This is a genomic window from Bacteroidales bacterium (assembly GCA_031276035.1).
In the GTDB taxonomy this organism is placed as follows: Bacteria; Bacteroidota; Bacteroidia; order Bacteroidales; family BM520; genus RGIG7150.
In genome coordinates this window covers 73,548-88,007 of record JAISNV010000034.1, presented here as the reverse complement: position 1 = coordinate 88,007, position 14,460 = coordinate 73,548, and the positions used below count along the sequence as shown (strand labels likewise).

Below are 14,460 nucleotides of genomic sequence, written 5' to 3'. Positions count from 1 at the left end.
TATTGTTTAATTTATGTTACATGTTGATAAAATCTTATTAATTCTTTCTATTATTTACTATATTATAATTATTGCAATAGTTATAAAAGTACTTTTAGAAAACAGAAAACCAATATACTCCGCAGCTCTCATCGGTTTACTTATTGTTTTTCCAATTGTGGGACTAATTCTTTTTCTTTTTTTAGCTTACAAAATGAACAAATCAACTTTTGTATCAAAGAAGTGGCACAGCGAAAGAAGAAAGATAAGTCTCTGGAAAACAGAAATGTATTCTATGATAGAAGAAAAATCCACAAAAAGAAATTCTCCTTTTAAAGAATGGAATAAGATAATCAACATGTTATTTCTTTTTGATAACGCTTCTCCTACCTATTACAATGACATTAAACTATTAATAAACGGAGAAGAATTCTATAAGCATTTAATTAAAGATTTAAAAGATGCAAAAAAACATATACATTTAGAATTTTATATTTTTGATAATGATGTCATTGGAAATGAAATACTTAATATTTTAATTCAAAAAGTAAATGAAGGAGTTAAAGTACGTTTTATAATTGATAGCTTCGGTTCTCGTTCGATTAACAAAAAAATGTTCCGATTACTTCGTGAAAACAATATAGAAGTTTTCTCATTCCTACCTATATTCACTCCAAAACTTTTCCGTTTTGTAAACATTCGCGATCACAGAAAACTTGTCGTTATTGACGGTAATATTGCCTATACCGGCGGAATGAATATTGCCGATAGATATATTAACAACGGAAATCCAAAAAATAAACGCTTTTGGAGAGATACTGCAGTACGTGTATGCGGAGATGCTGTTAAGTCTTTCCAACTTCAGTTTTTTAACATCTGGAAGTTTGTTAGTAAACAAAATAATGACTTCGAATCTGAAATTTTTTCCGGTGATTTCTCTACCGAAAAAGAATGTATAGTACAATTAGTAGATTCCGGTCCTGATTCCGAATATCAATCAATTCTGAATACTCTTTTCATTGCAATAACAAATGCTGAGAAAGAAATTTTAATAGAAACACCATATTTTGCACCCCCTGATGAAATAATTATGGCTCTTCAAAATGCCGCATTAAGTGGTGTTGACGTAAAAATTATTATTCCAAAAAAATCCGATAATAAAATAACAACTTCGGCAACAAATTCATATATAGATAGTTTAGCTTCTGTTGGAGTAAAATTTTATATTTATAAAAAAGGATTCATTCATTCTAAAATAACGATTGTTGATAACTCTCTATCAACAATCGGGAGTACAAATTATGATTACCGTTCATTTTTTTCCAATTATGAATTGAATGCTTTGTTTTATGATAAACACTTTAATACGGAAATGAGGAAGATGTTTCAATCAGACTTAGAAAGTTGTGATTTACTTGTACTTTCAGAATGGAAAAAACGTTCAATTGGCACAAAAATAAAAGAATCTATTTGTCGATTATTTGCTCCTCTACTTTAAGTTTATGAATAGAAATAAAAAAATCTTACTTTCTCTTTGTTTTTTAATTGTTTGTACAATTGTTAGTATTGAATTATTCAATTATTCAACAAATACCTTTAATCAAACCAAAAAAAGAGTTCAAAATAAAATTTTGAATTTTGAAAAGAATTCTATTTCTTTTGCTGAAGATTTTTTTGTAAATAATAATGATGATAGTTTGTCTTTTATTGAAAATAATATATTTACAAATTATTCCACAGTTCTAATATATATAGATTCCTCCCTAGTTTTTTGGTCAAATAATGAAAGTAACTACCCTATCGTTTTTTCTACCCTTCAAAATAATTCTATTTATTATACCAATAATTCTATTAATTATAGTAAAAAATACGAAGATAAAAACATTATACTTATAACTTTACTTCCACTTAAGAATACATATAATATAGAAAATCAATATATAAATAATAAAATAAATTCTTATTTTAAAATTTCGGAAAAATTTGATTTCAATTTTTCCTCAAGCACGAATAACGAAGGTGATATATTTAATTCGGAAAAAGACTTTATTTTTTCTATAAATTATAAAAACAATTCATCGTTATTATACTGTATTTCAGAAACATCTTCAATTTTGTTTATATTTCTTATATGTATTATTCTTTATTATTTCTTGTTCTTTTCTCTAAATTCGAATAATCATATTAACACAAAAAGAAAAATCCTTTTTGGAATATTAATTACCATTGCGTTAAGACTACTTTCTAAGTTTATTTGTTCTTTTTCATTTTTTTGCTCACCTATTTTTAATAAAAAGTTTTCAAATATTTACTTTTTGTTAGATAACCCTGGAGATTTATTAATCAGTTCCTTTTTCTTTTTATTAATTATTATTTTTATATTTAATATTGACAAGAAAGAATATAATTCAAGAAAAAAGCCTCTTGTAAACGTTATATTCTACCTCATTTTTATGATAATAATTTTATTATGTTTTTTTATTATCAATAAAATATTCATTATCAGCACAACTGATATTGTCTTTTTACAATTATCGAAAACTAATATTTTTTCTATTTTAATATATCTTTCTATTCTTTTAACTGCTACCTCAATAATAATAATTTCTTCAAACTTAATTTTCAGAATATTAAATAAAGAAACCAATAAGGTTCTATCACCGGTTATACTTTCAATTGTTTTTGTTATTTCTATTCTTTTAACTGTTTTATTTAACAATTCAAACAATAAAAAAGAAGAAATTAACGCAAAATTAATTGCAAATGATAATATTTTTATAAGAAATTCTTTAGTTGAACAAACATTATCCTGGATTCTTAGCGAATTTAAAAATGATTCTTTGATTTACAATTTGTCAATGAATAATTTAATACAGAATGAAAATTCAATTTATCTAAACAATTTAATTAATGAACATTTCAATTACGGTTATTTATCAAAATATTATGTTAAATATATTATTGCCGATTCTGCAACAACAATACAAATAGATAATGACACAAATATTTACAATTGCAATAATTATTTCAATTGGTTTACAGAAAATTATGGAATAAAAACCTTAGATAATAATTTAAATTACATTAGAGATCTTCATGATGTTCCGTACTATATTTATCATTTAAAAACAAAAAATTATGATATTTGGTTTGATATTATTCCAAAATATAATTTAGAAGGAATTGGTTATTCTGAAATATTATCAACTCCTGAGTCTCAGCTATATAGTATTAATCTTAGCAAATATTCAATTGGTATTTATATTGATAATTATCTAATTAGAAGCATCGGAAAATATTCTTATAAAGATTATGTTTCTGAAGATGAAAAAAGCAGAGATGGAGATTATTATTACGTTGAACACGGATATAAACATTTTGTTTTTAAAAATAAGACAGAAGATGATTTGTTGATTATAATAAGTAAATCATATAGCATAATAACTTACATATTTTCAGTATTTTCATTGATTTTTATTTGTTTATTATTTGTATATTTTTTGTCTTGTTTAATAGTTAATTTTTTCTCACAACAAAAGTCTTTCGGTAATACAAGTTTAAAGCAGAAAATTCAGAATTCATCCATTATTTTCTTTATAATAATAAGCTTAATAATTGGCATATTTTCAATTTCCCTTGTTATTTCGCTAAATAATAATAAAAACGAAGATATTTTAATTGAGAAAACACATTCACTTAGTAAAGAATTAGCACAAATAATTAACTATTCTGAAGATCAACACGATTATTTAAATGAAATATTAGTAAATCTTTCCGGTATTCATTTTCTAGACATAAATGTTTATGATCAAGACGGGTTTCTTATCGGAACATCAAATGAAGAAATGCTTTTAAATAATATATCTTCATCTTTAATCAATATTGATGCCTTTCAGAATTTACAGAATAATAATCGCTTTTTACATAAGGAAAACATTGGTTCATATACATATCTTTCTTCTTATATGGTTTTTTCAGATAAAAATGATAAGATATACTTTTTAAACATTCCATACTTTACCAAACAAGTTGAATTACAGAATGAAATCAGAAATTATATTATTTCTTTTATAAACTTATATTTGATAATCATTATTGTTGCAATTATTATGACATATATACTTTCCAGGTTTATTACCCGTCCTCTTGGAATGCTAAAAGATAAACTTTCAAGTCTTAGTTTACAAAAAACAAATGAAAAAATAGATTACATTCAAGATGATGAAATAGGAAAATTAGTTGAAGTATATAATCTGAAAGTTGATGAGTTAGAAAAAAGTGTTAATCTACTTTCTAAGTCTGAAAGAGAAAGTGCTTGGCGAGAAATGGCTAAACAAATCGCACATGAAATAAAGAATCCGTTAACACCAATGAAACTTTCTACTCAATATATTTATAAACTCTGGAAGGAAGATCAGGAAAGCTTTGATAAACAAATAGAAAAATATAAAGAGACAATGATTTCCCAAATAGACTCTTTATCGGAAATTGCAACAGCTTTTAGTAATTTTGCGAACTTACCAGAAGCAAAAAATGAAAAATTAAATATTATTGCAACAATTAATCAAATAATAGATTTTTATAATCAGATAAATATCAAGATTATTCTTCATTCAAATGAAGAAAATATTTTTATTTATGCTGATCAAAATTTAATAACTCGTGTTTTTCATAATTTAATTAGAAATTCTATTCAAGCCTTTAAAAATGAAAAAGAACCTGAAAAAGTTTTAAAAATTGATATCAATACTTATATTAATGATTCTTCAGTAATAATAGAAATACAAGATAATGGTCCAGGTATATCCAATAAGATGAAAACAAAAATTTTTCTTCCAAATTTTACAACAAAGTCGGGTGGGACAGGGCTTGGGCTCGCTATCGTTAAGAATATTATTGAAGGTTCAGGTGGTGAAATTTATAATTTACATTCAGAAAATGGTGCTTTATTTCAAATTATTTTACCTTTATTAAAATAGGTTTTTATTCTAATATTATTATGTCATCATCATCTTCTATTACATATTTTATATGAGCACAAATATAATCTTTCTGACTATCAAATAATTCAAGTATCTGTTTGGCAAAACTATTTTTTATATCTCCTATTAAATATTCTTGGTAACTACTCCACGGATAATTTATAAATTCATCTGTAAATTTATGAATTTTAGGATTTTTATGTATATACAACAATATGTTTCGCAAATATCTCTTTGTTGTTATTAATTTTCTTTTGAAATTTTTTCTAAACAGACTACCCGTTCTATTATACATTTTGTTGAAAGCCTTAGCATAAGACATAAAAAATCTTCGTAACATTTCACTTATTATTATACTATCTTCATTGCGTTTACCAATTCGTTTATGTCTCTCTATTACTTGTGTTAATCCTTTTACATGTGGAATCTGTAATGCCATAATTTTATATGGCTTAATCTTTAAAACAATATGGAAATGATTATTCATTAAACATTTTATTCCAATATCAGCAAATGGACCAATATATTTATTTAATTTTTCCATAAAATATCTTTTATTTTCTTCACTGCGGAATATATCTTCCTTATTATTTCCCTGATTGAAAATATGATATATTCTTTCTTCAATCATTGAAGCAAATAAATTTTTAAAATTAGTTTTACGCATAACATATTTATATTTAATTAATAAAAAATTAATTACTATATAATATAATTGCATAAAACCTAAAAACATTACCAATATTAAGATTACTTTTTTAAGACTTTCTAAGTTTAAATAAAAATCTATTTATTACGTTGTCTAACCTTCAAAAAAAATTCTTTCATTAAATTTTCCGAGTCTTTTTTTAGTATTCCTTTAATTATTTCTGTTTTTGGATGTAATAAATTTCCAAATTTAGAAAATCCTCTTTTTTCATCTTCCGCAGCATAAATAAGCTTGTTTATTTGTGACCAGAACAACGCACCAGCACACATTACACAAGGTTCTAAACTTACATAAATACTAATATTATGTAAATATTTTGAACCAACAATTTCATTTACTGTTGTAACACACAATATTTCTGCATGCGCAGTACAATCCTTTAATTTTTCAGTCAAATTATGAGATCGTGCAATTATTTTATTTTCAAAAACCGCAATTGCTCCTATTGGTACTTCTCCTTCTTCAAATGCTTTTTGTGCTTCTTTCAAAGCTTCTCGCATAAAATATTCATCTGTATAATACATTAAAACACTATTTTAACTTGATTATACATTATTTCTTGTCCAGAATCATATTTAATTATTAGAAAAATATCACCATTTTTATCATAATAATACCAATCGTTATCCTCAAAACCATTTATATAATTCTCTTCTCTATATATCTTTCCGTCCGAATAATAATAAAACTGTTTTCCATCCGGATTCCCATCAAGAAATTTCTCCTTTTTAATTATTATTCCATCTTTATTTTTCGTAATCCATTCTCCATCCTTGTTCCCATTTTTATAGTATCCTTGTTCAAGAATTTCATTAACATTATATGTCCATAAACCATCTTCTAAACCATAATTATAATTACCTTGAACTAATATATTTCCTTCTTCAGAATACTCAAAAAATATTCCATTTTCGAAACCATTAATAAATGTTTCTTCTCTTAAAAGTTCACCTGTTGAATAATACCAAATCCAAATATCTTGATAATCTCCGTTTTCATTATAATATCCTTCTTGTTCAATATTTCCATTATTATGATAATAGATCCATTTTCCTACTTTTTTTCCGTCATTATATCTTCCTTCAGCCCTCAATAAACCATCTTTATAATAATCCTTCCATTGTCCGTGACGTTTCATGTGTTCATCAATAATTCCTTCACCAATAACAATTCCATCTTCAAAAAGAAAAGAATCAGTAATATTTCCTATTGTATCATAATCTCTTCTTACCCCATCAGGAATATTATTTTTATATGTAGCTATTGTTTTTAATTTTCCGTTCGGATAATAATCTTTCTTTATATCAACTTTGACAACTTCTTTAGAATCAACAACTTTATTTCCATTTTCATACTTGAATACATCAATTAAATTTCCGTTTTTATCATAATACTTGGCATATCCTGTTAATTTATCATTTATATAAAATTCTTCTTTTGAAATATTATCATTCTCATGAAATTCTACCCATCTTCCCTGTCTTAAACCGTTTTTATCAAGTCTATTAATCCATTCACTACTAATAATAAATCCATTTCTATATCTTGTAATTTGTATAATTCTACCAGTATTATCAAATTCCTTCATCCAACCATGTTCCAGATCATCAATATAATTGATTGATTTCAAAACATTATTATTATAATCATAAGTATAAGTCATCCCATTCTTTTTATCATCTTTAAAAGATTCAGAAACAATTATATTTTGTTGATAACTAATTCTATTCCCATCTTTTTTCCCATTTCTATATTCAATAGACAAATTTAATTTTTCATCTTCAGAATAAAATTTCCATATACCGTCTAAAACAAAATCAACTCTATTTCCTTCAGATTTTAAAATACCTGTGTTGTAATATGATTTCCAGTACCCATCTGGTTTACCATCTGTTAAAGTTCCTTCGCTTGACAAAGTTCCGTTATTATAATAGAACTTTTTATATTCAATATTTTCCTGAGAAAACAAATGAACGCAAGTAAACATATAAATGAAAAACAAAAAAGATTTATATTTCATGTTTAGAATTATTTTTGCAAAGTTATTTATTTAATCAAAATGGAAATTAACAATCTATCATTATTAAAAATATTTTTATTTTAAAAAGAAAATGATTTGTTTAATGATGATGTTGTGAATTTTGTTGATAATTTATTTATTAACAAAAAAAAAATGTATTTTGTTCAAAATAAAAATATTCAATGAACATACTTTATTTTAAATAAGAGTTTTATAAATATAGTTTTATTATTAACAAAATATATTGATAATAGACGTATATTTTGCTAACAGTTGAAAATTATATTTATATAATAACTTTTGACAGCGAAAATTGATGATAACTTATAAATGAAATATTTTTAAACAAATAAAAAAAAATATTAACAGAAAATTGTGTAAAAATTAACATTGATTTAACAAGTGAAAAATTTTCTATAAACTTAGAAAGTTGTATTTTTTTCTTTCATCACAACAAATTGATAAAAAACATATTATCTTTGTAAAAAATTTTTATGAAAAAAAATAATATTATAGGAATGGCAAGTGACCATGCTGGTTTTGCAATGAAAGAATCTGTAAAAAAATTTCTTCTTAAGAATGGTTATGCAGTAAATGATTTTGGAACAAATAGTGAAGAAAGTGTAGATTATCCTGATTATATTCATCCATTAGCTTCCGAAATAAATAAAGGCGAAATTGAACATGGAATTATTTTATGTGGTTCCGGAAATGGTGTTTCTATGACAGCTAATAAATATCCGAATGTTAGAGCTGCTCTTTGCTGGAGTGAAATTATTGCACAATTCGCAAGAAAACACAATGATGCTAATGTTTTGTCTCTTCCGGCGAGATTTATTTCCGAAGATGAAGCAGAAAAAATAGTTTGTACTTTCTTAAAAACAGATTTTGAAGGGGGAAGACATAAAGAAAGAATAGATAAAATTAATAAAATATTACTTTAATGGAAACAATGACTTTTGTTGATTATTCGTCGGAGGAGAATAATATTAATATCGAAATTAATAAGTCTATTATTAACAATTTAAATAGATGGGAAAAGGGAAAAAATTATGCAATTTCCCAATTTTCTGATATTAATACGGCAAAAGCAAAGTTAGTTTCTATTAAGGAAAAAAATTTATACAATCTTAATAGCGTAATAAGTAAATTTGAAAAAAATTTTATTTCAAATGGAGGAAAATTATTTATTGTTCCTAATACAAAAGATGTATTGGATATTATATTAAAAATAATAAAAGAAGAACAATCAAAAAAAGTTTTGCTATCAAAAAGCAGTACTCTTGAAGAAATAAATCTAAGAGAATCAATAAATAAAAAAGTTGAAGATATTACTTTTACAAATATTGCCGAACATATAGAAAAGATTGTAAGAACAAAATCGTCTCATATTGTTTTATCAACTGTAGAGTATAACTTAGAAGAAATTTTAGAAATAATAAAAGAAAAATATACTGTTGAAGATAATGTTCTCACTAATGAGGGAATTACACACTTTATTTCCGAAAAAATAAGAGAAAAAATTTTGGATGCTGATACGGTAATTAGTGGAGCAAATGCAGTTATTGCGGAGACGGGATCTTTAGTGGTTATTGAAAATGAAGGAAATATTTTAAGATCTATAAGTACAGCAAAGACACATATAATTGTGGCAGGAATTGATAAATTATACGGACAGGTTAGGGATCTGGATGTGGTTTTTCCTTTATTATCGTCTTTTTCCACTGGACAAAAAATGATGACATTCGGAACAATTATTACACCTACAAAAGAAAAAGATAAAAATTTATATGTAATTCTTGTTAATAATAATAGAACGGAATTATTGAAAAACAGCAAATTAAGAAGTGTATTAAGATGTGTAAAATGCGGTGCTTGTTCCAATGTTTGTCCTGTATGTAAAAAAGTTGGAGGTTATGCTTACGCAAATGCTTTCCCCGGGCCCTACGGAACTATTGCATCGCCTTTTATTGAATCAATGAAGAATTTTAAACATTTGCCTTATACTTCTACTTTATGTGGAAAATGTTCCACAGTTTGTCCTGTTAATATTGATATTAATAATATTATTATAAATACGCGAAATGAAATTGTAAAAAGGGAAATTCATTCTTTATCAGATGATAAGATAATTAAAACGTTGTATAATAAAACATTAAAAAGAGGGCGAATGAATGGTATGAATTATGCTTTTAAAAGATTGAAGTATAAAAGAATGATGAGAAAACCTTGGGGTAATCAGAGAGAATTACCGGAATTCGCGAAACAAAGTTTTTCAAAACAATTTACTGAAAAGAAAAAAAATGAATTATAGTATTTTTGAAATATTAATGTTAATGTGTTTTGCTTTCAGCTGGCCCGTATCTATTGCCAAAACACTTAAAACAAAAAAAGTTACAGGAAAAAGTCCGGCATTTATGATTATTATAATTATAGGATATATTATGGGAGTTATCCACAAAATTCTTTATAATTATGATTTAGTAATGTATTTGTATATTTTTAATGCACTATTAGTAAGCTGCGATTTGTTTTTATATTACAAATATAGAAATAATTAAACGGGAAGAGGTGACGAGCAGATTCGAACTGCTGTAGGCGGTTTTGCAGACCGCTGCCTAACCACTCGGCCACGACACCTAAATGGAATGCAAAGATAATAAAATTTTATTAATGAGCAATATTTCTTTGTAAAAAACAATGGAAATGGTTTTTGCTTCCATTGTCTTTCATTAACTATACGCTTCTAATAGTAATTCTAAAATCTTAATACCGGCATCAGTAATTTTAGTACCTGGACCAAAAATTGCAGCAGCTCCGGCATCATATAAACATTGATAGTCTTGCGGAGGAATAACACCTCCGACAATTACCATAATATCGCCTCTGCCTAATTTTTCGAGTTCTTCAATAACTTTTGGGACAAGAGTTTTATGTCCGGCAGCCAAACTCGAAACACCAAGAACATGAACATCATTTTCCACAGCTTGACGAGCTGCTTCCTCCGGCGTTTGGAAAAGAGGTCCCATATCAACATCAAAACCAATATCTGCATATCCGGTTGAAACGACTTTCGCACCTCTGTCATGTCCGTCTTGACCCATCTTGGCAACCATAATTCTTGGTTGGCGACCTACCAATTTTGCAAACTTATCTGCAAGTTCCTGAGCTTTCTTAAATTGTGCGTCATCCTTAGACTCTGAAGAATAAACGCCTGAAATTGAATGTATCACAGCTTTATATCTACCAAAAACTTTTTCACAAGCATCTGAAATTTCTCCTAATGAAGCTCTCTTTTGAGCCGCAACAATACTAAGTTCAAGTAAATTGCCTTCTCCGGTTTCACAACATTTTGTAATTGCATCCAAAGCAATTTTTACCTCTTCATTATTTCTGTTTGTTTTTAACTCTTCCAGTCTGCGAAGTTGTGCTTCACGAACTGCTGTATTATCAACTTCAAGAGTTTCAATAGGAGCTTCTTTTTCGAGACGATATTTATTAACACCAACGATTGTGGTTTGTGCCGTATCAATTTTGGCTTGTTTACGGGCAGCAGCTTCCTCAATGCGCATTTTAGGAATTCCGGTTTCAATAGCTTTAGCCATTCCGCCGAGTTTTTCAACTTCCTGAATAAGATCCCAAGCTTTGTGAGCAATTTGATGTGTTAGATACTCAACGTAATAGGAACCTGCCCAAGGATCAACTGAACGACAAATATTGGTTTCTTCTTGAAGATATAATTGTGTATTTCTTGCAATTCTTGCACTAAAATCTGTAGGTAATGCAATAGCTTCATCAAGGGCATTAGTATGAAGAGATTGAGTATGTCCCAATACGGCACCCATTGCCTCAATACAAGTACGAGCAACATTGTTGAAAGGATCTTGCTCTGTTAAACTCCAACCCGAAGTTTGACTGTGAGTTCTGAGAGCCATCGACTTAGGATTTTTGGGATTAAACTCTTTTACAATTTTTGCCCATAACATTCTTGCTGCTCGCATTTTCGCAATTTCAGTAAAATGATTCATTCCTATACCCCAAAAGAAAGAAAGACGGGGAGCAAAATCATCAATATTCATTCCTGAGTTAACACCCGTTCTTAGATATTCTAAACCGTCTGCTAAAGTATAAGCTAATTCGATATCGGCAGTTGCGCCGGCTTCTTGCATGTGATAACCGGAAATACTTATGCTGTTGAATTTAGGCATTTTTTGGGCAGTAAACTGAAAAATATCGCCAATAATTCTCATAGATGGGGCCGGTGGATAAATGTAAGTATTTCTTACCATGAATTCTTTCAAAATATCATTTTGAATAGTGCCTTGCATCTGTTCATAGGAAACACCTTGTTCCAGACCGGCAACAATATAAAAAGCCAAAATTGGAAGAACAGCGCCGTTCATCGTCATTGATACAGACATTTTATCCAAAGGAATTTGGTCGAATAAAATTTTCATATCCAGAATAGAATCGACGGCTACTCCTGCTTTACCTACATCTCCGATAACACGCGGATGATCGGAATCATAACCTCTGTGAGTTGCCAAATCGAAAGCTATAGACAAGCCTTTTTGTCCGGCTGCTAAGTTTCTACGATAAAAAGCATTTGATTCTTCAGCTGTTGAAAATCCGGCATATTGACGAATTGTCCAAGGTTGCATTACATACATAGTAGAGTAGGGACCCCTCAAGAAAGGAGGCAATCCGGCAGCATAATGCAAATGCTCCATATTATCAAGATCTTTTTTCGAAAATTCCTTTTTTATTTCTATATGTTCATCTGTAATCCAAGAAGTTCCGGAATTATTAACAGCTTTATTTTCTTCAACATTGCTAATATTTATATTCTTATATTTCGGTTGCATAACAAAAAAATTTAGTAATTAAGAATTATATCCTGAAAATACTCAAGACTTTCCAAAAGATTGGTTTTAACATGAATAAAATGTTTAATTCCTATAGAAGTTAATTTATCCATTGAGTCCTTCGGATTGCCGGCAATAACTATTATTGCATCATCTTTTAGTCCGTTATAAATTTCAGGAGCAATTACTTCATATTCTTCATCGGCACTACAAATAACTACAATATCTGCATTAGAAGCCTTAGCAGCGGCAACTCCTACTTCCACAGAAGTAAATCCGTTATTATTTATAATTTCATAACCGGCACAACCAAAGAAATTGGAAGCAAATCCGGCACGAGCTATTCTCATAGCAAGGTTTCCATAAGTAAACAAGAAAACAGTAGGCCTGTGTCCGGTTTCTTTTGTAAAAAGTTCTGTTTTTAAACGAAGTCTTTCAAAAGCTTCCGGCCCCCTATATGTTTGTAAAGTTTTAAAACTGTCAGATTCTTCACCTGCACAACATGATGGTATTTCCGGAGTTTCTTCGTTGTCTTTTAATTCGAAATCAATAGTTTCAGTAATATTAGGAAATTGATTTACTCCTACAAAATTTTCTTTTCTGGTTGCAATAGCATTATCCCTTTTGGTAGAAGATTCGGAAATAATATCTTGAATAAAATTATTTTTGAAACAATTAATAAATCCGTGTTTTTCAATAATCATTAAAAACTGTTCCCAAGTACGGTTAATTATTTGAGAAGTTAAATTTTCGATATAATAAGAACCGGCAGCCGGGTCAGCAACTTTATCAAAATTAGATTCCTCTTTAAGAAGAAGTTGTTGATTACGGGCAATTCTAAACGCAAAATCATCATTTTGCATTGTAATAAAATTGAAAGGAAGAATATTTAGAGAATCAATTCCTCCTAAAATTGAAGACATTGATTCTGTTGTTGTTCTCAACATATTCACATACGGATCATACAAAGTTTTGTTCCAAGAAGAAGTTTCGGCATGAAGATAAATATTACAATTATCAATATTTGTCGGTTCGTAAGCTTCAACAATTTTTGTCCAAATGAAACGAATAGCCCTTATTTTTGCTATTTCCATAAAATAATTTGATCCAATACTAGTCTTGAATTTTAATCTCTTAGCGATTTCATCAATTGTTAATCCGGCTTCGGTGAGATAATCAAGTAGATCGGCAAATTCACTAATTCCAAAAGCAATTTCTTCGACAATACTTGCACCGCAATTTGCAAAAAGTCCGGCATTAATAACTCCGACACGCATATTAGGTGCGAAACCGCTATTTAAAATTAGCAAACGGAGGGTTTCAATACCTTCGAGAGAACTTTTTCCTTCGGTGATGAATTTTTCAAAAGGATCAAATTCAATATTTATATAAATTCTTTCAGCAATTAATTTTTCATCCGTAAAAAAATCTTTAATTAAACCGAGAAGTTTTAATACATTATCATTACAGATGAAATTTATTTCTGTCATTTCCGGACAAACTCCCCTTAAAAGTTTATAGAGATACTCTTTATCAAGACTTTCTAAGTCTGTAATATTTAAGCCGATTGAAGTTACGCCATTGTTAATTGCGGTATGAATTTGTTCGTTAATATTCGACAGATCATCATTAACAAAAAAATCTTGTCGTACTTTCCAATTGGAATCATTCATTTTACGATAGGGGAAAGTGCCGTTTTTTGAAAGTTGAAAAGCACTTTCTAAATCTTCTTCTCTATAATAAGGTTGGACAGAGATGTTTTCGTTAGTTTTCCAAACCAACTTTTTCTCATAATCGGCACCCTTTAAATCTTTTAATATCAAATCTTCCCATTCTTGAGTAGAAATAGGGGGGAATTGAGTGAACAATTTATCATTCATAAATTATAATATGTTGATTAAACAA

General features: G+C 27.9%; 10 protein-coding genes and 1 tRNA gene. 5 read left to right on the top strand and 6 right to left on the bottom strand.

Annotation, left to right across the window (positions count from 1 at the left end; genetic code table 11):
- Window positions 1–13 precede the first annotated feature (13 nt).
- A complete protein-coding gene (cls, locus tag LBP67_08875) occupies window positions 14–1,477 on the top strand; it encodes a cardiolipin synthase (GenBank protein MDR2085089.1) in 1,464 nt (487 codons plus the stop codon).
- 955 nt (window positions 1,478–2,432) lie between these two features.
- Window positions 2,433–4,958 carry a hypothetical protein gene (locus LBP67_08870; protein ID MDR2085088.1) on the top strand — a complete coding sequence of 842 codons (2,526 nt, stop codon included), beginning with the start codon at window positions 2,433–2,435 and terminating at the stop codon, window positions 4,956–4,958.
- A 4-nt stretch (window positions 4,959–4,962) separates the two neighbouring features.
- Here LBP67_08870 and LBP67_08865 read toward each other — a convergent pair whose 3' ends face one another.
- The 3 genes from LBP67_08865 to LBP67_08855 all read right to left on the bottom strand — a co-directional run bounded on the left by LBP67_08865 (window position 4,963) and on the right by LBP67_08855 (window position 7,690).
- Window positions 4,963–5,628, bottom strand: coding sequence for a hypothetical protein (locus LBP67_08865; protein MDR2085087.1), 666 nt, complete (start codon window positions 5,626–5,628; stop codon window positions 4,963–4,965).
- A gap of 119 nt (window positions 5,629–5,747) precedes the next feature.
- A complete protein-coding gene (locus LBP67_08860; protein MDR2085086.1) occupies window positions 5,748–6,194 on the bottom strand; it encodes a nucleoside deaminase in 447 nt (148 codons plus the stop codon).
- The gene (locus LBP67_08855; GenBank protein ID MDR2085085.1) at window positions 6,194–7,690 is read right to left on the bottom strand and encodes a hypothetical protein; all 1,497 of its coding nucleotides are present in this window, start codon (window positions 7,688–7,690) and stop codon (window positions 6,194–6,196) included. The genes LBP67_08860 and LBP67_08855 overlap by 1 nt, the downstream gene beginning before the upstream one ends.
- A gap of 494 nt (window positions 7,691–8,184) precedes the next feature.
- On the opposite strand from LBP67_08855, the gene rpiB reads away from it, so the two are divergent.
- From rpiB to LBP67_08840, 3 genes are read left to right on the top strand one after another with little or no spacing between them, the layout of a single operon-like run.
- Window positions 8,185–8,634, top strand: coding sequence for a ribose 5-phosphate isomerase B (gene rpiB / locus LBP67_08850; GenBank protein ID MDR2085084.1), 450 nt, complete (start codon window positions 8,185–8,187; stop codon window positions 8,632–8,634).
- The gene (locus LBP67_08845) at window positions 8,634–10,004 is read left to right on the top strand and encodes an LUD domain-containing protein (protein MDR2085083.1); all 1,371 of its coding nucleotides are present in this window, start codon (window positions 8,634–8,636) and stop codon (window positions 10,002–10,004) included. Before rpiB ends, LBP67_08845 begins: the two co-directional genes overlap by 1 nt.
- Window positions 9,994–10,251 carry a hypothetical protein gene (locus LBP67_08840; protein ID MDR2085082.1) on the top strand — a complete coding sequence of 86 codons (258 nt, stop codon included), beginning with the start codon at window positions 9,994–9,996 and terminating at the stop codon, window positions 10,249–10,251. The genes LBP67_08845 and LBP67_08840 overlap by 11 nt, the downstream gene beginning before the upstream one ends.
- A gap of 8 nt (window positions 10,252–10,259) precedes the next feature.
- On the opposite strand, the gene LBP67_08835 is transcribed toward LBP67_08840, so the two are convergent.
- The 3 genes from LBP67_08835 to LBP67_08825 form a co-directional block, all read right to left on the bottom strand.
- A tRNA-Cys gene (locus LBP67_08835) sits at window positions 10,260–10,330 on the bottom strand.
- A 92-nt stretch (window positions 10,331–10,422) separates the two neighbouring features.
- Window positions 10,423–12,555 carry a methylmalonyl-CoA mutase gene (scpA, locus tag LBP67_08830; protein ID MDR2085081.1) on the bottom strand — a complete coding sequence of 711 codons (2,133 nt, stop codon included), beginning with the start codon at window positions 12,553–12,555 and terminating at the stop codon, window positions 10,423–10,425.
- An 11-nt stretch (window positions 12,556–12,566) separates the two neighbouring features.
- Window positions 12,567–14,435: a methylmalonyl-CoA mutase family protein gene (locus LBP67_08825; GenBank protein MDR2085080.1), complete on the bottom strand. Its 1,869-nt coding sequence runs from the start codon at window positions 14,433–14,435 to the stop codon at window positions 12,567–12,569.
- Window positions 14,436–14,460 lie beyond the last annotated feature (25 nt).

Coding starts and splice junctions, on each gene's coding strand:
- LBP67_08860 (MDR2085086.1), bottom strand. CDS start 6,194: ATGTATTATACAGATGAATATTTTATGCGAGAAGCTTTGAAAGAAGCA.
- LBP67_08825 (MDR2085080.1), bottom strand. CDS start 14,435: ATGAATGATAAATTGTTCACTCAATTCCCCCCTATTTCTACTCAAGAA.
- LBP67_08840 (MDR2085082.1), top strand. CDS start 9,994: ATGAATTATAGTATTTTTGAAATATTAATGTTAATGTGTTTTGCTTTC.
- rpiB (MDR2085084.1), top strand. CDS start 8,185: ATGAAAAAAAATAATATTATAGGAATGGCAAGTGACCATGCTGGTTTT.
- LBP67_08865 (MDR2085087.1), bottom strand. CDS start 5,628: ATGCGTAAAACTAATTTTAAAAATTTATTTGCTTCAATGATTGAAGAA.
- cls (MDR2085089.1), top strand. CDS start 14: ATGTTACATGTTGATAAAATCTTATTAATTCTTTCTATTATTTACTAT.
- LBP67_08855 (MDR2085085.1), bottom strand. CDS start 7,690: ATGAAATATAAATCTTTTTTGTTTTTCATTTATATGTTTACTTGCGTT.
- LBP67_08845 (MDR2085083.1), top strand. CDS start 8,634: ATGGAAACAATGACTTTTGTTGATTATTCGTCGGAGGAGAATAATATT.
- scpA (MDR2085081.1), bottom strand. CDS start 12,555: ATGCAACCGAAATATAAGAATATAAATATTAGCAATGTTGAAGAAAAT.
- LBP67_08870 (MDR2085088.1), top strand. CDS start 2,433: ATGATAATAATTTTATTATGTTTTTTTATTATCAATAAAATATTCATT.